This window comes from Pseudomonas sp. P7758 (assembly GCF_013386485.1).
GTDB lineage: Bacteria > Pseudomonadota > Gammaproteobacteria > Pseudomonadales > Pseudomonadaceae > Aquipseudomonas.
In genome coordinates this window covers 11,533-31,906 of sequence record NZ_JACARS010000045.1, presented here as the reverse complement: position 1 = coordinate 31,906, position 20,374 = coordinate 11,533, and the positions used below count along the sequence as shown (strand labels likewise).

Here is a 20,374-nt window from a genome sequence, read left to right as displayed (position 1 = left end):
CATGCGCAGATTAGCATCTGTGGATGACAGAAAAACCAAACTGATATCACCTTTCTGGAGTTATCTGATTTGTTTGACGCCATGTAACGATCCCTAAACAGCCATAGGGCTACGAGCGTTATACTCTTCGGCTAAATTTTAAAATCGACATACAAGGACTCGCCCATGAAAGCGTTCGGCAAAATCCTGGGTCTGGTACTTCTCGGGCTGTTGCTGATCATTGTGGCTCTAGGCTTTGCCCTGACCCATCTCTTCGATCCCAACGACTACAAAGACGAGATTCGCCAGATTGCCCGCGACAAGGCCCACATCGAGCTGACGCTCAATGGCGACATCGGCTGGAGCCTGTTCCCCTGGCTCGGTCTTGAATTGCACGAGGCCAGCGTTGCGACCCTGACCAATCCGAGCCAACCGTTTGCCGATCTGCAGATGCTCGGCCTGTCGGTGCGCGTGCTGCCGCTGCTGCGCCGTGAAGTGCAGATGAGCGATGTACGTGTCGAAGGCCTGAACCTGCGCCTGAACAAAGACGTGCATGGCCACGGCAACTGGGAAGACATCGGCAAGAATGTGCCGGACCCGGCTACCGCCGCCACCACGCCTGCCGTGGCTGAAGCGGCCACACCGCCCAAGCCTGAAAAGCCGCCGCAGCCGATCCGCCTGGACATCGACAGCCTGACCATCAACAACGCCCGCGTCGAATACAACGACGAGCAGACCGGCAAGCAGTTCAGCGCCGAAAGCATCCAGCTTAGTGCCGGCGCCGTGCACGAAGGTGCAAGCATCCCGGTCAAACTCACCGCGTTCTTCGGCACCAACCAGCCGCTGATGCGCGTCAAGACCGAGGTCAATGGCAACCTGCGCATTCAGCGCGCCCTCAAGCGCTACCAGTTCGAAGACATGAAGGTCACTGGTGAAGCCACCGGCGAGCCGCTGCAAGGCAAGACCGTGACCTTTTCGACCCAGGGCCAATTGCTGGTGGACCAGTCTGCGAATATCGCCGAATGGACCGGCATGAAGCTGTCGCTGAACCAACTGCGCGCCCTGGGCGAGCTGAAGGTCAACGACCTGGACAAGACTCCACAGCTCAGCGGCGCCCTGTCGATTGCCCAGTTTGACCTGGCCAAGTTCCTCGACAGCGTCGGCAACCCGCTGCCACCGATGGCCGCCGGCAGCCTGAGCAAGGTCGAACTGGTCAGCCGCCTCAAGGGCACGCCGACCAGCCTGGCGCTTGAAGACCTCAACCTGAAACTCGACGACAGCACCTTCACCGGTCGCGTGGCCGTGGATGATTTCGCCAGGCAATCCCTGCGGGTGCAGCTCAAGGCCGATACGTTCAACGCCGACAACTACCTGCCGGCCAAGTCCGAAGCCGCCAAGGGCGCTGCGGCCGCGCGCCAGGCTGAAGTGCAGAACAGCGAAGCCGGCGCCATGGCGGCCGGTGGCACCACACCGCTGCCGGACGCCCCGACCAAAGCCGCGTGGAGTACCGACAAGCTGCTGCCGCTGACCCGCCTGCGCACCCTGGACGTAAACGCCGACCTGTCCTTTGGCCAACTGACCCTGAGCAAGCTGCCGATCCAGAATGCCGCGCTGAAAGCCTCCGGCCTCGATGGCCAGCTCAAGCTCGATACCTTGAGCGGCGGCCTCTACAACGGCACCTTCCAGGCCAACGGCAACCTTGACGTGCGCCAGGACATCCCGCTGCTGGCGCTGCAAACCCGCATCAAGCAGGTACCGGTCGAACGCATCCTGCAAGCCCAGGGGCAGAACCCGCCGGTGAAGGGCCAGCTCACCCTCGACAGCAACCTCAACGGACGCGGCAATAGCCAGAAAGCCCTGATCGACAGCCTCAACGGTACCGCCAGCTTCGCGATCAACAACGGCGTGCTGCTCAACGCCAACATCGAGCAACAGCTGTGCACCGGCATCGCCCTGCTCAACCGCAAGACCCTCAGCGGCGAGCAGCGCGGCAAGGACACCCCGTTCCAGGAACTCAAGGGCAACCTGACCTTGCGCAATGGCGTGGCCAGCAACCCCGACCTGAAAGTGCGCATCCCGGGCCTGACCGTCAACGGCGACGGTGACGTCGACCTGCGCGTGCTGGGCATGGACTACCGCGTCGGCATTATCGTCGAAGGCGACCAGCGCGACGTGCCGGACCCGGCTTGCCAGGTGGGCTCCAACTTCCAGAACATCGAAGTCCCGCTGCGCTGCCGTGGCCCGCTGGAACTGGGCGCCAAGGCCTGCCGCCTGGACAAGGACGGCTTGAGCCAGGTCGCCATCAAGGCGGCAGGCAACAAGCTCGGCGAGAAGCTTGAACAGAAGCTCGACAAGGTCAATCCACAGCTGAAAGACGCGCTTAAAGGCCTGTTCAAACGATGAGAAACGAGCAGTTTTCAACGGCGGTGCTCGACTGGTACGACCGCCACGGTCGCCATGACCTGCCCTGGCAACAGGGCATCACGCCTTACCGGGTGTGGGTCTCGGAGATCATGTTGCAGCAGACCCAGGTCAGCACCGTGCTGAACTACTTCGACCGGTTCATGGCGTCCTTGCCAACGGTCGAAGCCCTGGCTGCCGCGCCGGAAGACGAAGTGCTGCACCTGTGGACCGGGCTGGGTTACTACACCCGGGCGCGCAACCTGCAAAAGACCGCGAAGATCGTCGTTGCCGAATATGGCGGCGAGTTTCCCCGTGACGTCGAAAAACTCACCGAACTGCCCGGCATTGGCCTGTCCACCGCGGGTGCGATTGCCAGCCTGAGCATGGGCCTGCGAGCGCCGATCCTCGATGGCAACGTCAAACGCGTGCTGGCGCGCTTTACCGCGCAAGAGGGTTACCCGGGCGAGCCGAAGGTCGCCAAACAGCTGTGGGCCACCGCAGAGCGCTTTACGCCCCATGACCGCGTCAACGCCTACACCCAGGCCATGATGGACATGGGCGCCACCCTCTGCACCCGCAGCAAGCCCAGCTGCCTGCTGTGCCCGCTGGAAAAGGGCTGCGAAGCGCACCTGCTCGGCCTGGAAACCCGCTACCCGATCCCCAAGCCACGCAAGACCGTGCCCCAGAAGCGCACGCTGATGCCGATGCTGGCCAATGGCGAGGGCGCGATCCTGCTTTACCGTCGCCCCTCCACAGGCCTGTGGGGCGGTTTGTGGAGCCTGCCGGAGCTGGATGACCTGGCCGACCTGGAACACCTGGCCAACCAGCACTCGCTGGCGCTGGGCAAACACCAGGAGCTGCCGAGCCTGATCCACACCTTCAGCCACTTCCAACTGGCTATCGAACCCTGGCTGGTCCAGGTCCAGGAGTCTGCCCATCACGTGGCCGAGGCTGACTGGCTCTGGTATAACCTCGCCACCCCGCCGCGCCTGGGCCTTGCCGCCCCGGTGAAAAAACTGCTGAAGCGCGCGGCTGAAGTATTGAACGCAGGAGTTCCGTCATGACCCGCACCATCATCTGCCGCAAGTACCACGAAGAACTGCCCGCCCTGGAGCGCGCCCCGTTCCCTGGCGCCAAGGGCCAGGACATTTTCGACAACGTCTCCGCCAAGGCCTGGGCTGACTGGCAAAAGCACCAGACCCTGTTGATCAACGAAAAGCGCCTGAACATGATGAACGCCGAAGACCGCAAATACCTGCAGGGCGAGATGGACAAGTACTTTTCCGGCGAGGATTACGCCAAGGCCGACGGCTACGTGCCACCTGCTGAATAATTGATCAAATTTGGGGGTTGGCCCGTAAGCGACGGTAATAATTAAATATTTTTTGAAAACTTGCTTGACGACCCCCTGAAAAACCCGTTTAATGCGCCCCGTTGCCCAGATAGCTCAGTCGGTAGAGCAGGGGATTGAAAATCCCCGTGTCGGCGGTTCGATTCCGTCTCTGGGCACCACTAATTAGTTTCAGGTGGTGCAAACGTCATCTGAAACACACAAAAAACCCGCCTGGTGCGGGTTTTTTGTTGCCTGGCGTTTTTGACTCCTTCAGCCCCCGCCCCGCATCAACGTCAACACCGCAACCCGCTCCTGCTCGGAGATGTGAAAACCACTCTCCTCCACGCGCGCAATCCAATCCTGCGCCGAGAGCGACTCGCCAAAACGCACCAGGCGTCCGTAGCGCCTGAACACAGCCTCCAGCACGCTGATCATCGAGGGGTAGCTGCAGCCTCCGTCAAAACAGATGCTGAGGCCGCCAAGCCAGGAACGGCCGATCACGTGGGCACTACCGACGCTCTCGGCACCGGCATACTCAAAATCCATTTTTACTGCTTCCATGTCGCACCCAAACTCATCACCACGAAAGTACCCAAGCCTAGCAGGCGCCTGTTTTGCGGCAGGCTGCAAAGCGCTCCAATCAGACCAACCGGTCATCCAGGCGGCGACCATACAGTAAGACGATCCAAAGCGCCGGTTATCAACACCTCATTCCGACCCCATTGATCCATCCTTAATTCCCCAATGATCGCCACTCTTGTCGGCGTTACCACCGACAAGGATGTCAAGGCGACTGAGTCACTTCACCAGGAACACCAGCAGCGGGTTGTCATTCAACCGCCCATTGAACACCGGCGCCATGTGTTCCAGCGGCGTGCCGCTGAGCAGTGCGGTTTGCTTGCGCTCCACAATCACCCAGGCGGGGCGCGGTAGCGTATCCACCAGCAAGGGTTGGTTGCGCCCGATGAACAGCGGCTGCTCGTCGTGATCCAGGTTCATGATGTAGCGAATCGCCCAGGTGTCCTTGGCCAGATCGACGAACACCAGGGTCCCGGGATTATCGGCACGCAGCTTTTCCACCGCGCTTACGAAGTTCCTGGTGTCGAATTGCAGGTCCTTGGCCGGCTCCACAACCTTCACCAGCACCAGCCATTGGGTGGCCAGCGCAATCAGGCTGAGCACCACTAGGCGCTGGCCGAGATTGCCCTGCAAACGGCGCCAGGCAATCACGGCTGCGAGTTGCAGCACGATCAGCACACCCACCAGCGCCGGCACTGAAACGTCCGGCCAGTAGCCGTGCTTGTGCCACAGATGCCGACAGACAAACACCACGACAATGCCCAGCACCGGCAGGACCGCCACCAGCCACTCATAGCCACGCCGCACGCCGAGCAACCAGCCCTGGGCCTGGAGCAAGCCATAGGCGGCCACCGCGGCAAACATCGGGACCATGGGAACGATGTAATAGGCGCGCTTGAAGTGCGGCACCGACAAGCCCAGCAAAATCATCAATCCGCAGGCGGCCAAACGCAGCATCAACTGCACATCGGCATCGTCGTGGCGGGCCGACCATTTGTGGCGCAGGGCAATCATCGTCGCCAGGGCCAGCGGCACCACCGGGAAATAGCGGTACAGGCTCAGCTTGAAGTAGAAGTAGAACGCCTCACCGGTTTCATCAAGGCGCCCGGTGAATTGCATCCGCAGCACATCATCGACGAAAGCATCGCCCCCGCTGATCCGCGCCAGTTTCAACAGCGCCCACCAACAGCCGGCCAGCAGGATCAAACCGACCACGCCGTGGGCAATCACCTTTTTCAGCAGTGCAATCCGCTCTTGCCGCGTACGAGCGGTGCCCAGCGCCCAGTAGACACAGGCCACCCCGCACACCTCGATCAACCCCAGCGGCCCGCGAATGGCAAACGCCACCACGAACAACGGAAAGATCGCATATTGGCGCAGCCGCGAGCCCAGGCGCTCACCGGTATGCAGCAGGTAGAAACACCCCAGGCACAACAACGAGATCATCTGGTCCAGGCACACCGAGCGCGACTTCTCCAGCAACTGGGCAGTCAATGCGGTGAGCAGCACCGTCAGCAGCGCCCACGCCCGGCCCGACGGCACCAGCAAGCGGTAGATCAGCGCCATGACCCCGGCAGACGCCAGGGCGGTGGGCATCACGTTAGCCAGGTCGTTGGGCGCGCCGAATAAACGGGCAAAGAGGTAGCTGAGGTAGGTCGCGGTGCCCGGATAGTCCGGGTAAGGCTCACCGTAGGTGGTAGGAAACAGGCTCGCGCCGTGGCGAAACATCTCTTGCATGAACACGGCCCAGCGGCCGTCGAAGCCCTGTGGCTGCTGGTCCCAGATGCCCAGGGTGAACAGCAGCAGGGCGATGAGGAAAATACCCAGCGATTCCATTCGAAAGCGATTGTGTTGATCCATTATTCAGCCTGTCAGGTGGGGTAAACCGGCTCATGTTGCCGAACGCCACCCTGAATAAGCCCTGAACAGAATCAAACATTCATCCGCCTAACGACGAGCGGGCCAGATCAGCAGCGGCAGCAGGCGGATATAGAGTAGCTCCCCTACCAATTCCACCAGGGTTTGCGTGATCACTGCGGCAGCAGCGAGCCCACGGATCTCTTCGGGTAACGCCAGCGCCAGCGGCAGCACCACCAGGGAATTACGCGTGGAGGCGCTGAAGGTGACCGCCCGCGCCGTGGGCGCCGATAGCTTGAACAGGCGCGAAGCCAGCGCTCCCATCAGCGGGGCCAGCAACAGGAAGCCGATATACACCGGGATCACCGGCGCCAGCAGGCCGATATCGCGAACCACGGCGGTGATCTGCGAACCGATCACCACCATCAGCACCAGCGCCATGGCCGGCACGGGCAGCCAGGCCCAGGCATCGTTCCAGGCACTGACGACCGGTGAGCGCCGGGACAGGGAAGTGGTCAGCACCGCCAGAATCATGGGGGCAACGATCAGCAGCAGGAAGGCCTCGACAAACGGCCCCACTGCAACCACCACCTGCGACTGCGCCCCCAGCATCAACCCCAGGTAGACCGGCAACAGCAGCAGTTGCAGCAACAACAGAATCGGGGTCGCCGCCAGCATCAACCGCGAGTCACCCTTGCCGATATGGGTAAACACCACCACGTAGTCGATGCACGGCGTCAACAGCACCAGCAACGCACCCACCAGGATCGCCGGGTGTTCCACCAGGCCCCGAGTCAGCGCCCACACCAGCAGCGGAATCAGGATGAAGTTGGCCAGCAGCAACGCGGCCATGAAGTGTTTGTTGCCCAGCCCCTGGCGCAGGTCCAGAAAGGGGATTTGCAGGAACATCGCGTACATCAGCACGGCGATGGCGGGCGTAACCAGGGCAGCCACACCTTGAACCATGGAGGGCGCCAGCAGGCCGACAACGGCAGCCAGCACCACGCTGGCGAAGTAGATCGGGATCTGGTTTTGTTCGAGGGTGTCGCGGGTCATGGGCCGGCTCTGGTGGGCGAAAGGGTCTAAGCCTAGGCATCTGTGCCGCTCAGGTCGAGCCTCAGAAAAATCCCCGGGGTCTTCATAGCAGAAATTTGTTAGTTTCGACTTCTCATAAAACTGCGCACGGGCCTTTGCCCCCCCATCGAAAGCGCAATGATCGAGCCTGTTCATGAACCTGCCAGTCCGACCTCAAGCCGAAGCATTCCGCGAGCCCACAGCCGATGGGCATTCCATCGGCGGCTTCACGTGGCGCCATCCGCGCACAGACGTTGAACGCCCGGTCGTCATCATCAACGCCGCCACCTCCGTACGCTGCCGTCACTACTCACGGTTTGCCGATTACCTGTTTGCCAATGGCTTCGACGTCATCACCTACGACTACCGCGGCATCGGCGAATCCCGCAGCGGCTCGCTGAAAGGGTTCAAGGCCTCATGGTCCGATTGGGGCGTGCTGGACTTCGAAGCGATCCTGCAGCGGGCCCAGCGGGAGTTTGCCGGCCAACCGATTGATGTGGTCGGGCACAGTTTTGGCGGATGTGCGGCGGGGCTCGGGGCTTCCGGCGCGGTGATTCGGCGCCTGGTGACGGTAGGCGCGCAGTTTGCCTACTGGCGCGACTACGAGGCGAGCGGGCGCTGGCGGATGCTTGCCAAATGGCATGTGGTGATGCCGCTGGTGACAGCGGTTTTTGGCTACTTCCCGGGCAAACGCATAGGCTGGCTGGAGGATACCCCGGCGGGCGTTGTACGCGACTGGAGTACGCCGACGCCGAGTTATGAAAAACGTCCGAGTGGGCGAGCCTTGCCCGAGTTGCCGTTTTCGCGGGTGAAGGCACAGATATTGGCCATCAGCATTACCGACGACCCGTTTGGCACGGTGGCGGCAATCGAGCGCCTGCTGGGTTACTTCGACGGCAGCGAGCGCACGCACCTGCGGATCGCCCCTGAAGATATCGGCGAAAAAGAGGTCGGACACTTCGCATTCTTTCGCAGCCAGTATCAGGATCGGTTGTGGCCGATTGCATTGGCTTGGCTGCAACGGGGAGAGTTGGCCAACGGCACGCCGGGGCGCCAAGTGACGGATCGCACCTAGAAAGCCTTGGGATTTCTCCAGACCTGCGCTTCAATACCCCACCCCCAGATCCTGACACCAAGGACGTGAGCCCATGGCTTCGCCGAACAAGCAGCAAAAACGCGCCCACCGGGCAAAAGCCAAGGCCAAGCAGAATCGCACCCAACGCGCCGTCGCCACCAAGCCGGATGCCTTTGCCGGCGATGACAGCCGCATTGATCTTGAATCGGTGGATTTGACCGAGCTGTTCCTGGAGATGCGCACCGCTGGCGAAACCAGCCAGCAGGCGCTGTGTGCCGTGTTCCTGGCGCACCCGCTGCTGGCAGTGGTACTGGAGCAGGAAGGCGAAGAAGAAGCGACGGACTTTATCCTCGCGGCGCTGATCGAGTATCGCCAGTGGGCCACGGATACCGAGGATGAAGCGGCAGCGCTGGCGTGGATTGAATCGCCGGAATTCCAGGCCGATTACGTCGCGGCGTCACAGGCGCTTGTTAGCTCCGAAGACTGATACAAAACGAAATGTGGGAGCGGGCTTGCTCGCGAAGGCAGTGTGTCAGTCAGCTCAAATGTCGACTGATCCACCGCATTCGCGAGCAAGCCCGCTCCCACATTTGATCAACGGTATTGCGACGAAAGCACTCCGTCAGTTAAGCACCGCAGCCCCAACCTTCCGGCCCTTGCGCCGACGCGACACCATCAGCCCCGCCGCAACTACCAGCAAGCTCAGGATCCCGGTGGCAATGATCTCCACCTGATGCGCTTCCTGGAACAACATGATCGTCAGCACGCCCACGATGAACACGATCACCGCATACGTCAGGCCCGGGAACAGCCACATCTTGAAGGCAATCTTCTCGCCCGCTTCCGTGCGTTTCTGGCGCATGCGCAGTTGCGACACGGCGATCACCAGGTACACCAGCAGCGCGATGGCGCCGGAGCTGGCCAGCAGGAATTCAAACACCGCCGCCGGCGCCACGTAGTTGGCGAATACCGCCAGGAACGCCGCGCCGGTAGACAGCAACACCGCCCAGTAAGGCGTGCCGCTCTTGTTGGTGATCTTGGACACCGCCGGTGCATCACCGCGACGGCCCAGGGAGAACATCATGCGCGAAGCGGTGTATAGCGCCGAGTTCAGGCAACTGGTCACGGCCACCAGCACCACCAGGTCAACGATCAGCTTGGCATTCGGGATGCCCATGCGTTCCAGCACGGTCTGGTAGGAACCGACCGCTGCCAGCGCAGGATCATTCCACGGCACCAGGGCCACGACGATGAAGATCGACACCAGGTAGAACAAGCCGATCCGCCAGATCACCGAGTTGGTGGCCTTGGAAATCTGCTGGCCCGGGTTCTTCGATTCAGCGGCCGCGATGGTCACGATCTCGGTGCCCATGAACGAGAACATGGTGGTCAGGATCGCCGCCAATACCGCGCCCATGCCGTTGGGCAGGAAGCCCTGGGTGTCGAACAGGTGCGAAACGCCGCTGACCTGACTGCCCGGCAGGAAGCCGAAGATCGCCAGGATGCCGAGGATCACAAACCCGATGATCGCCACCACTTTGATCAGCGCAAACCAGAACTCGAACTCGCCGTAGTTCTTCACACTGAACAGGTTGGTCGCGGTCAGCAGCAAGGTAATGATCAGGGTGAAGGCCCAGATCGCCACGCCGGGGAACCAGGCGTGCAGGATGGTCGCGGCAGCGTTGGCTTCCAGCGGAATCACCAGCACCCAGAACCACCAGTACAACCAGCCGATGGTGAAACCGGCCCAGTGCCCGATCGCACGGTCGGCATAAGTAGAGAACGAACCCGTGTCCGGCGATGCCACGGCCATCTCGGCCAGCATGCGCATCACCAACACCACCAGCGTACCGGCGGCGGCATAAGCCAGCAGCACGGCCGGGCCCGCCGCAGCAATCGCGTGGCCGGAGCCCACAAACAACCCGGCACCGATAACGCCGGCAATCGACAGCATGGTGACGTGACGCGGTTTGAGCCCCTGTTCGAGGTCATTGGAGCTTTGCGTACTACTCATTGACACACCTTTGCGAGGAATTGCGAATACGGTCCACCCGGTCTGGCGTCTTTCTCGTGAAAAGAAACCAACGGGGCGTTCTTTATTTTTTACGCAAGATTTGCGCCAAAATGTTACAGAGCCACGATTGACGCGGGCTGTAGGGAAACTCAATAGCTCTCGTAAGTCACTGACACTAATGGCATTCCGCTATAGCGTTACTGTGCGACTCACTTGAAAGACGAATCAGTGCACCAAAAACACACACAATTTGTGCGTGACGCCCCATAAAAGGGCTGATAAGGACCGTTCGCCGGTTTAACCCTTCCAACACCCGGCCAAAGCTGGCACCATCGCGCCCTTTTTTACGCGAAACCTGTAGGAATACTGGTTCAAACGGCTGTTCGGTTGTTGATGGCGCGACACACTGCTGTGCCGATGCGACACCCTGCCGCAGACCGTCTGTTTACCGCCTGCAGGGCTGTTGGCTGTCATCCGGACGCTATGCTAGCTTGGCGCCTCGCCAGGAAGGCGGGCCAACAGCAGGAGCGCAATGAACACAATGAGGACCGCACATGGCTGAGGCCACGCCCGCGCTTGAAATCCGCAACTTGCATAAACGCTATGGTGAGCTGGAGGTGCTTAAAGGTATCTCGCTGACCGCCCGCGACGGCGATGTGATCTCGATCCTGGGTTCCTCCGGTTCCGGCAAGTCCACGTTCCTGCGCTGCATCAACCTGCTGGAAAACCCGCACCAGGGGCAAATCCTGGTGGCCGGTGAAGAGCTCAAGCTCAAGGCTGCGAAAAACGGCGAACTGGTGGCCGCCGACGGCAAACAGATCAACCGCCTGCGCAGCGAAATCGGTTTTGTGTTTCAAAACTTTAACCTGTGGCCGCACATGAGCGTCCTCGACAACATCATCGAGGCCCCGCGCCGCGTGCTCGGCCAGAGCAAGGCCGAAGCTACTGAAATCGCCGAAGCCTTGCTGGCCAAGGTTGGCATCAGTGACAAGCGTCATGCCTACCCCGCGCAACTGTCCGGCGGCCAGCAACAACGCGCCGCGATCGCACGCACCCTGGCCATGCAGCCCAAAGTCATCCTGTTCGACGAGCCCACATCGGCCCTTGACCCGGAAATGGTTCAGGAAGTACTTAATGTGATCCGCGCCCTGGCCGAAGAAGGCCGCACCATGCTGCTGGTCACCCATGAAATGGGCTTCGCCCGCCAGGTGTCCAGTGAAGTGGTGTTCCTGCACCAGGGCCTGGTCGAAGAGCAAGGATCGCCACAGCAGGTATTTGAAAACCCGCTTTCGGCGCGCTGCAAACAATTCATGTCCAGCAACCGCTAACGGAGCAACATGCATGCAGAACTATAAAAAATTCCTCTTGGCCGCCGCTGTTTCGATGGCGTTCAGCGCCACGGCGATGGCTGAAACCTTGAAAATGGGGATCGAAGCGGCCTACCCGCCGTTCAACAATAAAGATGCCAGCGGCAACGTCGTCGGCTTCGACAAGGACATCGGCGACGCCCTGTGCGCCAAGATGAAAGTCGAGAAGTGCGAAGTGTATGTCTCCGACTGGGACGGCATCATCCCGGCCCTGAATGCCAAGAAGTTCGACTTCCTGGTCTCCTCGCTGTCCATCACCGATGAACGCAAGCAGGCCGTCGACTTCACCGACCCGTACTACTCCAACAAGCTGCAGTTCATCGCGCCCAAAGCCAACAAAGACTTCAAGACCGACGCGGACTACCTGAAGGGCAAGATCATCGGTGCACAGCGCGCAACGCTGGCCGGTACCTACCTGGAAGACAAGCTGCCGGACACCACCGCCAAGCTCTACGACACCCAGGAAAACGCCTACCTCGACCTGACTTCCGGCCGCCTGGACGGGATGCTCGCCGACAAGTACGTGCAGTACGAGTGGCTGAAAAGCAAAGACGGCTCCGCCTACGAATTCAAGGGCGACCCGGTGGTCGAGAGCGACAAGATCGGTATCGCCGTACGCAAAGGCGACCCGCTGCGCGAGCGCTTGAACAAAGCCCTGGCTGAAATCAAGGCCGACGGCACCTACAAGAAGATCAACGACAAGTACTTCCCTTTCAGTATCGAGTGATCCTGAATGGCCTGCCCGGCGTGCTCGCTTGAGTGCGCCGGTCCTGAGCTTTGCCTTGCGAAACGACTAAACCATGAATTTCGACCTCTACGGATTCGGCCCGGCGCTCGCCGCCGGCGCGCTGATGACCGTCAAGCTGGCGCTCACCGCCCTGTGCCTCGGGCTGGTGCTCGGGCTGGCCGGCGCCCTGGCCAAGACTTCCCCGTACAAGCCGCTGCAATGGCTTGGCGGCAGCTACTCCACCCTGGTTCGCGGCATCCCGGAACTGCTGTGGGTCCTGCTGATCTACTTCGGCACGGTCAACCTGATGCGCTCCCTCGGGGAGTTTTTCGGCAACCCCGACCTTTCCCTCAGCGCTTTCGCCGCCGGGGTGATCGCCCTGGGCCTGTGCTTTGGCGCCTACGCCACGGAAGTCTTCCGCGGCGCGATCCTGGCCATTCCCAAGGGCCACCGTGAAGCCGGTGTCGCACTGGGCTTGTCGAAGGTCCGGATCTTCACCCGCTTGATCATGCCGCAGATGTGGCGCATCGCGCTGCCGGGCCTGGGCAACCTGTTCATGATTCTGATGAAGGACACCGCGCTGGTCTCGGTGATCGGCCTGGAAGAAATCATGCGCCACGCGCAGATCGGCGTGACCGTCACCAAGCAGCCCTTCACCTTCTTTATGGTCGCGGCCTTCATGTACCTGGGCCTCACTGTCCTGGCGATGACCGGCATGCACTTCCTGGAAAAACGTGCCGCGCGCGGCTTTGCGAGGAGCACGCAATGAGTGGCGACTACAGCTGGCTGTCGCATTTCGACCTGGGCCTGAACTGGGCCGTGATCATCAAATGGCTGCCGAAACTGGCCCAGGGCGCAACCCTGACCCTGGAGCTGGTGGCCATCGCCGTGATCGCCGGCCTGCTGCTGGCAATCCCGCTGGGCATCGCCCGCTCGTCACGCCTGTGGTACGTGCGCACCCTGCCCTACTGCTACATTTTCTTCTTCCGCGGCACGCCGCTGCTGGTGCAGCTGTTCCTGGTGTACTACGGCCTGGCACAGTTCGACGCCGTGCGTGAAAGCTTCATGTGGCCGTACCTGCGGGACCCGTTCTGGTGCGCCACCGCCACCATGACCCTGCACACCGCCGCCTATATAGCCGAGATCCTGCGTGGCGCGATCCAGGCCATCCCGCCGGGTGAAATCGAAGCCGCGCGGGCGCTGGGCATGTCCAGGCCCAAGGCGCTGTTCTACATCATCCTGCCGCGTGCCGCGCGCATCGGCCTGCCGGCCTACAGCAACGAAGTGATCCTGATGCTCAAGGCCAGCGCCCTGGCCAGTACCGTGACCCTGCTGGAACTGACCGGCATGGCCCGCACAATCATTGCCCGCACCTACCTGCCGGTGGAGATCTTCTTCGCAGCGGGTTTGTTCTACCTGCTGATGTCCTACGTCCTGGTGCGCTTCTTCAAGCTGCTGGAGCGCTGGTTGCGGGTCGATGCCTGCCAGGGCCGCTGACGCCTTGTTGACGGGTGAGCAACTGCTCGCCCGCTTCCAGGCGCTGGATACGTTCCTCACCGAACATCAAGGGCTGTGGCGACCACGGCCCTTTACCCATCTGCAATTGCCGTGGGAAACCCAGCATCCCGAACTGGCCCATTGGCTGCGCCAGCGCTCGCTGGCCGAAGCGGAAAGCAGCCATAACCAGCCTCACCACCTGCCGGCGCCTGCGCCTTTCCCTGAGCTGGCCATGCAGTCGCTGAATCTCAGCGCTGTGGATAACTTACCGTCCCGCCCGCTACCCGCCGCCCGTCATCGCCTGAACGTCGATGTACCCGGCCGCAAATGGCAGCAGATCGAAGCCTTCGGTGCCGCGCTGCAATTTCGCCAAACCCCCGAACACTGGCTAGACTGGTGTGCCGGCAAGGGCCACCTCGGCCGCCGCCTGTTGCAACCCGGGCAGCAACTGACCTGCCTGGAATACGACCCGGCCCTCATCGCCTCAGGGCAAGCCCTCAGCGAACACCATCAATTGCCCGTCACCCATCGCCTGCAAGATGTGATGGCCGACGTACAGATCAGCCGCGACCAAACCCCGGTGGCACTGCACGCCTGCGGCGACCTGCATGTGCGCCTGCTCCGGCTGGCCAGCGCCGCCGGCTGCCAGCAGTTGGCCGTGGCGCCCTGCTGCTACAACCGCATCCGCGCCGAGCAGTACCCGCCGCTGTCGATTGCCGCCCAGGCGTCGTCACTGCATTTATCGGTGGAAGACCTCGGCCTGCCGCTGAGCGAAACCGTTACCGCCGGCGCGCGGGTGCGCCAGCAGCGCGATACGTCGATGGCCAGGCGCCTGGGCTTTGATGTTCTGCAGCGGCAACTGCGCGGGAGCGATGCTTACCTGCCCACTCCGTCCCTGCCCGCGAGTTGGCTGGCCAAGCCGTTCGCCGACTACTGCCGCGAACTGGCGGCCCTCAAGGGATTATCCACAGGGGAACAGGATTGGTCGGCACTGGAGGCCCAAGGCTGGCAGCGCTTGGCGCAGGTGCGAAACCTGGAATTAGTGCGTGGTCTGTTTCGGCGCCCGCTGGAAATGTGGCTGGTGCTGGACCGGGCATTGTTTCTCGAAGAAAACGGTTACAGGGTTCAAGTCGGCAGCTTCTGCGAAACACCGCTCACCCCGCGCAACCTGATGCTGCTCGCCGAGCGCAATTAAAGGGCATTTTGTCGCAGCGCGCCCTGTGGATAACTCTGTTGATGGAATTCTGGCAGAGGCCCTGCCGGCAAGCTTCGCGGGGCAAAATGCTGACTGGTCATTTTTTGTTCACAAAATAAAACGCACGCAAAACAGGCAGTTGCAGCGTGATGAGAACCGCTCCGCAAAATTGCCGTTTGATGACAGGTCGAACCAACCGATTGTGCATAAGCATCTGAGGTTAGCGGCATAACCCGGGCTTTTCAGCGGGCAACCAGCAGGCGACAAAGCGCATTGATATCGTCACAGGCCATGCTTGCGGCTTGGTTATCCAGCGGATCGCTGCCAAAAGCCAGGGCCTCGCTGATCGCCGGATCCCGATGCACCACCTCCAACAGGCTGTCACCCAGGCGCTTCCTGAACACCTCGACCATGTCCAGGCTAAAGCCCGAGGTCTCGTCGAGTTGGTTGATCACGAAATGGCAACGCAGCGCCGGCCGATCATCAAGGTGTGGCGCCAGCAACTGCTCCATCTGCTCCAGGGTGCCAAGGGAAGCCGCATCCGCCTGGGCGATGACCAGCACCACATCGGCCACGTTCAGTGCCTGATGCAGGTAGACGTTATTACCCGCCGGGGTGTCGATGATCACCGTGTCCTGCTCACCCAAGCCCAGGGCCGACAAATGTTGCGCCAGCCAATGCGGCTCCTGTTTCAGCCAGCGCTGGAGGTCTTCCTGCTGACGGATATCGGTTTCGCCAAACGTGATCACCTGGCAACCGGCAAAGCCTGAATGAAGGATCTGGCTCCAGCGCTCGTTATGCAGGCTGGTGCGCCCGATGCCGGGCAAGGTGTGGCCCAGGCCGAAGTGGTGATAGAGCGCGTTTTGCGGGTCCAGGTCCAGCGCCACCACTGGCTGCCCCAGGCGCTGCAAACCGCTGCTCAGCGCGGTGGCCAGGGTGCTGCGGCCGACGCCGCCATTGACCGAAACCAGCGCTACCACCTTCGCCCGGATGTTCGCGGCTTCGCGGGACTGCTCGTTGGCACAAGGGGAATGTCGGGAGAACGACGCGCCACTGCCCATATTGAGGCTGGCACTGTCGTCGACCGGCATGTCTTCGAAGAACTGCAGCATCGAATCCATCCCTTGAACATCACTGGCAGTCGTCTTATCGAACAACGAAAAAAGATCATCGGTACGGCTCATCGCCAACACTCCCTCACGACGCATCTTAAAGACGTGAAAGGTCAGCTGTACTGATGCTTACCGCAGGTCTTTTTGTGGGCGCCTTTGTGTACGCATTCTGTGACAAAGGAATGAAAGTGTCATTATTTTGGTGTTTCTGAAGAAATCTTTAAGACGAGCGGTAAATGGTCAATTTACTGACTAATCTTTATCGGGTCGTAAGGTGTTTGCAAATCCCGCTCCGGGATCTCCCAGATCAGCAGCTTGGGCGGCGTCTGCTTGAACGCCGGGCTGTCGAAATAAGCCTTGGCGGCGCCTGAAAATTCGCCGCCGTCCTTGCTGAAGTTACCCACCGGAGCGTTCAGGGCTTTTTGCAGGAAACCCACGAAATTCGAATTGCGCGAAAACGAGGTACCGATCAGCGCCACGTTCGGCAGGCCGGCGTCACCAAACAAATCGTCAGGGTTACTCGACGCCGCCGGGCCGTTCTCATGCGCGGTGCTGGCCGCAACCTGCTCGCCCACCGGCTGTAACTTCGGCGGCAACCAGTCGAGACCGGCCAGGCGCACCAGGTCACCCGGACGCGGTGCGAGCGGTGCCTGGGTAATATCGAAGGCTTGCTCCGGCGTGGCCTGGATACCGCGCTGGTGGATGCGCAGGGCCACGGCGCGGGCGCCGGCATTCGAGCCGATTTCGCTCCAGTGCGTGTCGGTACGCAGGTAGGCATCCGGGCCGAGGGGTTTCAGGGTGTCGGTCAAATCCAGCACTTCAACGCCCGCCGCTTGCAACAGCGTGCTCCATTGCTGGATCCGGCCATCCAGCACGGCCGGACGATACAAGCCGCAACGCTGGGCAGCGGCGATGCGGGTTTTATCGGGCACCACCATCACTTGCAGATCAATACCGCGCTGGCCTAGCTGCTTTTTCAGGTCGATCACCGCGTCGGCCTTGGTGCGCGCATTGTCTTCGGCGTGGCGGTTGAGCTTCAGTTCATCGCTGATAAACAGCCAGCCCGGGCACCCCTGGCGCACCCGCGGCCCAGTGTCGCCGAACGCCAGCCAACTGGCGCCGCGCTCCAGGTTTGCCGCTTCGATGGCCATCGGTGCCTTGGACAATTCCTTGGCAAACCGATGGGTCACTTCACCGTGCAGCAGCATGTCGCTGTCGACCTTGGGCGGCAGGAAACTCACCGGCCCCTTGACCATCAGCCAGACGCAAGACAACAGCCCCGCCGCCAGGAAAGGCACCAACACCCAGCCCGCCAGGGGGCTGGTGCGGACGGCCAGTTCACTCGGTGGGGTCGGCGCGGTAGGGGCGGGCATCGTCAGGCTTCCTTAGAACTGAAAGTACAGAAACGGCACGGCATCGCGGCTGGCAATCAGCGCGAACGACAACACAAACCCGGCCACCGGCCACAGGGATGCGGCCACCACAAACCAGGGCTGCGTACCAAAACGCTGCTCGCAGCGGGTCTGCCAGATCGGCGCGATGATGCACACCAAACCGAGCAACGCGGCCATGCCATGAGCCGGGCGCATGGCCACGGCCAACGCATCACCCAAGGCCATGCCATGCATGCCGAATTGGCCGGCGTACATGGTCAGTGCCGAATGGAAGTCCGGTGCGCGGAACAGCGTCCAGGCCAGGCACACAAACAGCAGCGTCAAGATGTGCGACAGCACCGGCGGAATGCTCGGCAGGCTCGAGCGCGACCACGCCCGGTCAATGCACAACGCGATACCGTGGGCCGAACCCCACAACAGGTAGTTCCAACTGTCGCCGCCATGCCATAACCCGGCAATCGCCATGGTCAGGAACAGGTTGCGGTAGGTGCGCCATACGCCATCGCGGTTACCGCCGAGGGCGATGTAGAGGTAGTCCCGCAGCCAGCTGGACAACGACAAATGCCAGCGCCGCCAGAAGTCCTGGATGCTGCTGGCGAGGTACGGCCGGTTGAAGTTTTCCGGGAAGTGGAAGCCCAGCATCAAGCCCAGGCCGATGGCCATGGCACTGTAGCCGGCGAAGTCGAAAAACAGTTGCAACGAGTACGCCAGGCAGCCGATCCAGGCATCCACCAGGCTCGGGTTTTCCAGGTGGAAGGCGATGTCCACCAGCGGCGACAAGGTGTCGGCCACCAGCACTTTCATGCCCATGCCGATCATGAAACGCCGAGCGCCAAGGCTGAAATTCGGCCAGTTGAAATAACGCTGGTTCAGCTCGCGCCGCACCCAGTCATAACGAATGATCGGGCCCGCAATCGAATGGCCGAACATCGAGATATAGGTCGCGTAATTGATGAAGCTGCGCTCCACCGGCACGGTGTGCCGGTGCACATCCACCAGGTACGAAATCGCCTGCAGCACGATGAACGACAACCCGGCCGGCAACGCCACGCGCTGCCAATCCAGCGGCATCGCGCCGTACCAGGTGATTACCTCACTCACGGTGCCCGCGACGATGTTGGCGTACTTGTACCAACACAGCACCGCGGTGTTGAACACGATCAACGCGATCAACAGCCGCACCCGGCCCTTGCCGTCTTCACGGGAACGGTCCACCAGCAAACCGCCGACCCACGCCACCACGGTCAACACCATGTGCAGGAACAGGAACAGCGGGTTCAACCAGCCGTAGAACAGCCAGCTGCCGATCAACAGGATGACGTTGCGCCAGCCCGGACGGGCCAGCGCATAAATCAACAGGAAGGCCGGCAGGAACAGCGTGAGGAATTCCAGTGAGGCAAAGACCATGGTGGTGTCGGGCCCGATCAGTTAGCGAGCGTGTCGGAGGTAAACAGCAACCTCGAACCGGCGGCCGATGGCAGTGCGAGCACGCTGTAGCGTTCGCCGGCCTTGAGGGTGAAGGTCAGCGGCTGGCCCACCGGCGCGTTGGCGCACTTGAGCTGCACCGACAGTTCCACCGGGTTGATCATGCGGCGCGAAATCGAGCCTTCGGCGACCTTCTTGAACAGCTCGGCTTTTTGCGCCACGGCTTCCAGGCTCGCATCGGCGCAGGCGGCGTCGGCGTTGATAAAGGCCAGCGAGGCCTTCAGTGCGTTGAAGTCATCCGGCTGTTCGTGGATCACCAGCTGGCGCGTGCCGCCCTTGGCGTCCGGCACGGCCACTACGGTGGCGAACTCGCCCGGCGCGACGGTCACGGCCAGCTCGGAATCCTTGCCGCCCTGGCTCAACACACCCTTGATCGGGGTCTTGCCGCCCGACACCGGCAGGTAGTCAGACACCAGTTTGTCGCCACCCAACACCAGGCTGGCCTTGGAACCCTGGGGCAGCAATTTCAGCTCGCCGTCGGTGCCGTTGGCCAGGCGCAGGAACGCCGAATCCTTCTCCGGGCCGGTGGGGTAAAGCGGGATGTCGGCGCTGTAGGCGCTGACGCTGGCGAGCAAGGTCGCCAGGCCCAGGGTAATCCGTTTCATTATTGCGCTCCTTTGCCCACGGCGGCCGGTGGCAACTTCGCCAGGGAGTCGCCGATCGCCTTGGCCCACTTCTGGTAGCCGTCGATGGTGAAGTGCTGGCCATCGGTGGTGATCCACTGGCCCGGCTTGGAGAAGGTCAGCGAGTCGACGTAGGTGCACGGCGCCACGTTGGTGGCGAGGAACTGCGACATCACCTTGGTGCGCGCATCATCCTTCTTGTACTGCGAACCGACCTTGCCCCACGCCGGCCCGACCCACACGCACTTGGTGCCGGTTTCGGTGATGGCCTTGGTCAGGGAAGTCACGCTTTTCCAGGCCCAGACTTTCGGGAACTGCGGCTCCGGGTACGAGGCCATGGTGTCGGCGATGATGATCACCACCAGGTCCGGCTTGTCCTTGGCGATCAGGTCTTTGATCGGGGTGGTGCTCATGGCGTTCTTGCCGAAAATCTCGGCCTTGCCAACCGGCAGGCGCTCGGCACCGCACTCGACTTTCTTCGGCACGATCCAGTCGGCTGCACCGGCGCCGCACGCGCCGATGGAGTGAACCTTGGCGCCCTGGGCGGTGAGGTTGTCCTGCAGCGGGTTGAGCAGTGAATCAGGAAAGCTCATGTGACTTTCGCCCAATACCAGCAGGGTCAGGCCGGCAATAGCAGAAGCGGAAACAGGCATGGATGAC

Annotated in this window: 19 protein-coding genes and 1 tRNA gene; 11 read left to right on the top strand and 9 right to left on the bottom strand. The window is 61.6% G+C overall.

Annotated features, from left to right (window positions below; genetic code table 11):
• The first annotated feature begins 165 nt into the window (after window positions 1-165).
• From HX873_RS10110 to HX873_RS10095, 4 genes are all read left to right on the top strand, one after another.
• Window positions 166-2,382, top strand: a complete 2,217-nt coding sequence (locus HX873_RS10110) for an AsmA family protein (RefSeq protein WP_177122637.1) — start codon at window positions 166-168, stop codon at window positions 2,380-2,382.
• Window positions 2,379-3,446 (top strand): A/G-specific adenine glycosylase, encoded by a 1,068-nt coding sequence (gene mutY / locus HX873_RS10105; RefSeq protein ID WP_008435691.1) that lies wholly within the window; start codon window positions 2,379-2,381, stop codon window positions 3,444-3,446. The genes HX873_RS10110 and mutY overlap by 4 nt, the downstream gene beginning before the upstream one ends.
• Window positions 3,443-3,715 carry an oxidative damage protection protein gene (locus HX873_RS10100; protein ID WP_087693327.1) on the top strand — a complete coding sequence of 91 codons (273 nt, stop codon included), beginning with the start codon at window positions 3,443-3,445 and terminating at the stop codon, window positions 3,713-3,715. The genes mutY and HX873_RS10100 overlap by 4 nt, the downstream gene beginning before the upstream one ends.
• A gap of 103 nt (window positions 3,716-3,818) precedes the next feature.
• A tRNA-Phe gene (locus HX873_RS10095) sits at window positions 3,819-3,894 on the top strand.
• Between the two features lie 91 nt (window positions 3,895-3,985).
• Here the strand turns inward: HX873_RS10095 and HX873_RS10090 are convergent.
• The 3 genes from HX873_RS10090 to HX873_RS10080 form a co-directional block, all read right to left on the bottom strand.
• Window positions 3,986-4,387, bottom strand: a complete 402-nt coding sequence (locus HX873_RS10090; RefSeq protein ID WP_003218048.1) for a hypothetical protein — start codon at window positions 4,385-4,387, stop codon at window positions 3,986-3,988.
• A gap of 126 nt (window positions 4,388-4,513) precedes the next feature.
• Entirely contained in the window at window positions 4,514-6,154 is a 1,641-nt protein-coding gene (locus HX873_RS10085) for a glycosyltransferase family 39 protein (protein WP_177069300.1), read from the bottom strand.
• Between the two features lie 87 nt (window positions 6,155-6,241).
• Window positions 6,242-7,207, bottom strand: coding sequence for an arsenic resistance protein (locus HX873_RS10080; protein ID WP_177122636.1), 966 nt, complete (start codon window positions 7,205-7,207; stop codon window positions 6,242-6,244).
• Window positions 7,208-7,379: 172 nt separating this feature from the next.
• On the opposite strand from HX873_RS10080, the gene HX873_RS10075 reads away from it, so the two are divergent.
• Window positions 7,380-8,300, top strand: coding sequence for an alpha/beta fold hydrolase (locus tag HX873_RS10075; RefSeq protein WP_102604466.1), 921 nt, complete (start codon window positions 7,380-7,382; stop codon window positions 8,298-8,300).
• Between the two features lie 73 nt (window positions 8,301-8,373).
• A complete protein-coding gene (locus HX873_RS10070) occupies window positions 8,374-8,787 on the top strand; it encodes a hypothetical protein (protein ID WP_063033519.1) in 414 nt (137 codons plus the stop codon).
• Between the two features lie 135 nt (window positions 8,788-8,922).
• Here the strand turns inward: HX873_RS10070 and gabP are convergent, their stop codons facing one another.
• Entirely contained in the window at window positions 8,923-10,314 is a 1,392-nt protein-coding gene (gabP, locus tag HX873_RS10065) for a GABA permease (protein WP_003218057.1), read from the bottom strand.
• A 554-nt stretch (window positions 10,315-10,868) separates the two neighbouring features.
• Here gabP and HX873_RS10060 point away from each other — a divergent pair.
• From HX873_RS10060 to HX873_RS10040, 5 genes are all read left to right on the top strand, one after another.
• Window positions 10,869-11,642, top strand: coding sequence for an ABC transporter ATP-binding protein (locus HX873_RS10060; RefSeq protein ID WP_003218059.1), 774 nt, complete (start codon window positions 10,869-10,871; stop codon window positions 11,640-11,642).
• 13 nt (window positions 11,643-11,655) lie between these two features.
• Window positions 11,656-12,408 carry an ABC transporter substrate-binding protein gene (locus tag HX873_RS10055; RefSeq protein ID WP_003218061.1) on the top strand — a complete coding sequence of 251 codons (753 nt, stop codon included), beginning with the start codon at window positions 11,656-11,658 and terminating at the stop codon, window positions 12,406-12,408.
• 73 nt (window positions 12,409-12,481) lie between these two features.
• On the top strand, window positions 12,482-13,177 hold the full coding sequence (locus HX873_RS10050) for an ABC transporter permease (RefSeq protein WP_003218063.1): 696 nt from the start codon (window positions 12,482-12,484) through the stop codon (window positions 13,175-13,177).
• A gap of 38 nt (window positions 13,178-13,215) precedes the next feature.
• The gene (locus HX873_RS10045; protein WP_032899447.1) at window positions 13,216-13,905 is read left to right on the top strand and encodes an ABC transporter permease; all 690 of its coding nucleotides are present in this window, start codon (window positions 13,216-13,218) and stop codon (window positions 13,903-13,905) included.
• Window positions 13,886-15,100, top strand: a complete 1,215-nt coding sequence (locus HX873_RS10040) for a methyltransferase (protein WP_177122635.1) — start codon at window positions 13,886-13,888, stop codon at window positions 15,098-15,100. The genes HX873_RS10045 and HX873_RS10040 overlap by 20 nt, the downstream gene beginning before the upstream one ends.
• Before the next feature lie 242 nt (window positions 15,101-15,342).
• Here the strand turns inward: HX873_RS10040 and bcsQ are convergent, their stop codons facing one another.
• From bcsQ to HX873_RS10015, 5 genes are all read right to left on the bottom strand, one after another.
• Window positions 15,343-16,284 carry a cellulose biosynthesis protein BcsQ gene (gene bcsQ / locus HX873_RS10035; protein ID WP_177122634.1) on the bottom strand — a complete coding sequence of 314 codons (942 nt, stop codon included), beginning with the start codon at window positions 16,282-16,284 and terminating at the stop codon, window positions 15,343-15,345.
• Window positions 16,285-16,457: 173 nt separating this feature from the next.
• Window positions 16,458-17,585, bottom strand: coding sequence for a cell division protein FtsQ (locus tag HX873_RS10030; protein WP_177122633.1), 1,128 nt, complete (start codon window positions 17,583-17,585; stop codon window positions 16,458-16,460).
• A gap of 12 nt (window positions 17,586-17,597) precedes the next feature.
• The gene (locus HX873_RS10025) at window positions 17,598-19,013 is read right to left on the bottom strand and encodes an MBOAT family protein (protein WP_177122632.1); all 1,416 of its coding nucleotides are present in this window, start codon (window positions 19,011-19,013) and stop codon (window positions 17,598-17,600) included.
• A gap of 17 nt (window positions 19,014-19,030) precedes the next feature.
• Window positions 19,031-19,696 (bottom strand): alginate O-acetyltransferase AlgF, encoded by a 666-nt coding sequence (locus HX873_RS10020; protein WP_177041013.1) that lies wholly within the window; start codon window positions 19,694-19,696, stop codon window positions 19,031-19,033.
• A complete protein-coding gene (locus HX873_RS10015; protein ID WP_003218072.1) occupies window positions 19,696-20,367 on the bottom strand; it encodes an SGNH/GDSL hydrolase family protein in 672 nt (223 codons plus the stop codon). The genes HX873_RS10020 and HX873_RS10015 overlap by 1 nt, the downstream gene beginning before the upstream one ends.
• Window positions 20,368-20,374 lie beyond the last annotated feature (7 nt).

Coding starts and splice junctions, on each gene's coding strand:
- HX873_RS10110 (WP_177122637.1), top strand. CDS start 166: ATGAAAGCGTTCGGCAAAATCCTGGGTCTGGTACTTCTCGGGCTGTTG.
- mutY (WP_008435691.1), top strand. CDS start 2,379: ATGAGAAACGAGCAGTTTTCAACGGCGGTGCTCGACTGGTACGACCGC.
- HX873_RS10100 (WP_087693327.1), top strand. CDS start 3,443: ATGACCCGCACCATCATCTGCCGCAAGTACCACGAAGAACTGCCCGCC.
- HX873_RS10090 (WP_003218048.1), bottom strand. CDS start 4,387: ATGGTCGCCGCCTGGATGACCGGTTGGTCTGATTGGAGCGCTTTGCAG.
- HX873_RS10085 (WP_177069300.1), bottom strand. CDS start 6,154: ATGGATCAACACAATCGCTTTCGAATGGAATCGCTGGGTATTTTCCTC.
- HX873_RS10080 (WP_177122636.1), bottom strand. CDS start 7,207: ATGACCCGCGACACCCTCGAACAAAACCAGATCCCGATCTACTTCGCC.
- HX873_RS10075 (WP_102604466.1), top strand. CDS start 7,380: ATGAACCTGCCAGTCCGACCTCAAGCCGAAGCATTCCGCGAGCCCACA.
- HX873_RS10070 (WP_063033519.1), top strand. CDS start 8,374: ATGGCTTCGCCGAACAAGCAGCAAAAACGCGCCCACCGGGCAAAAGCC.
- gabP (WP_003218057.1), bottom strand. CDS start 10,314: ATGAGTAGTACGCAAAGCTCCAATGACCTCGAACAGGGGCTCAAACCG.
- HX873_RS10060 (WP_003218059.1), top strand. CDS start 10,869: ATGGCTGAGGCCACGCCCGCGCTTGAAATCCGCAACTTGCATAAACGC.
- HX873_RS10055 (WP_003218061.1), top strand. CDS start 11,656: ATGCAGAACTATAAAAAATTCCTCTTGGCCGCCGCTGTTTCGATGGCG.
- HX873_RS10050 (WP_003218063.1), top strand. CDS start 12,482: ATGAATTTCGACCTCTACGGATTCGGCCCGGCGCTCGCCGCCGGCGCG.
- HX873_RS10040 (WP_177122635.1), top strand. CDS start 13,886: ATGCCTGCCAGGGCCGCTGACGCCTTGTTGACGGGTGAGCAACTGCTC.
- bcsQ (WP_177122634.1), bottom strand. CDS start 16,284: ATGAGCCGTACCGATGATCTTTTTTCGTTGTTCGATAAGACGACTGCC.
- HX873_RS10030 (WP_177122633.1), bottom strand. CDS start 17,585: ATGCCCGCCCCTACCGCGCCGACCCCACCGAGTGAACTGGCCGTCCGC.
- HX873_RS10025 (WP_177122632.1), bottom strand. CDS start 19,013: ATGGTCTTTGCCTCACTGGAATTCCTCACGCTGTTCCTGCCGGCCTTC.
- HX873_RS10020 (WP_177041013.1), bottom strand. CDS start 19,696: ATGAAACGGATTACCCTGGGCCTGGCGACCTTGCTCGCCAGCGTCAGC.
- HX873_RS10015 (WP_003218072.1), bottom strand. CDS start 20,367: ATGCCTGTTTCCGCTTCTGCTATTGCCGGCCTGACCCTGCTGGTATTG.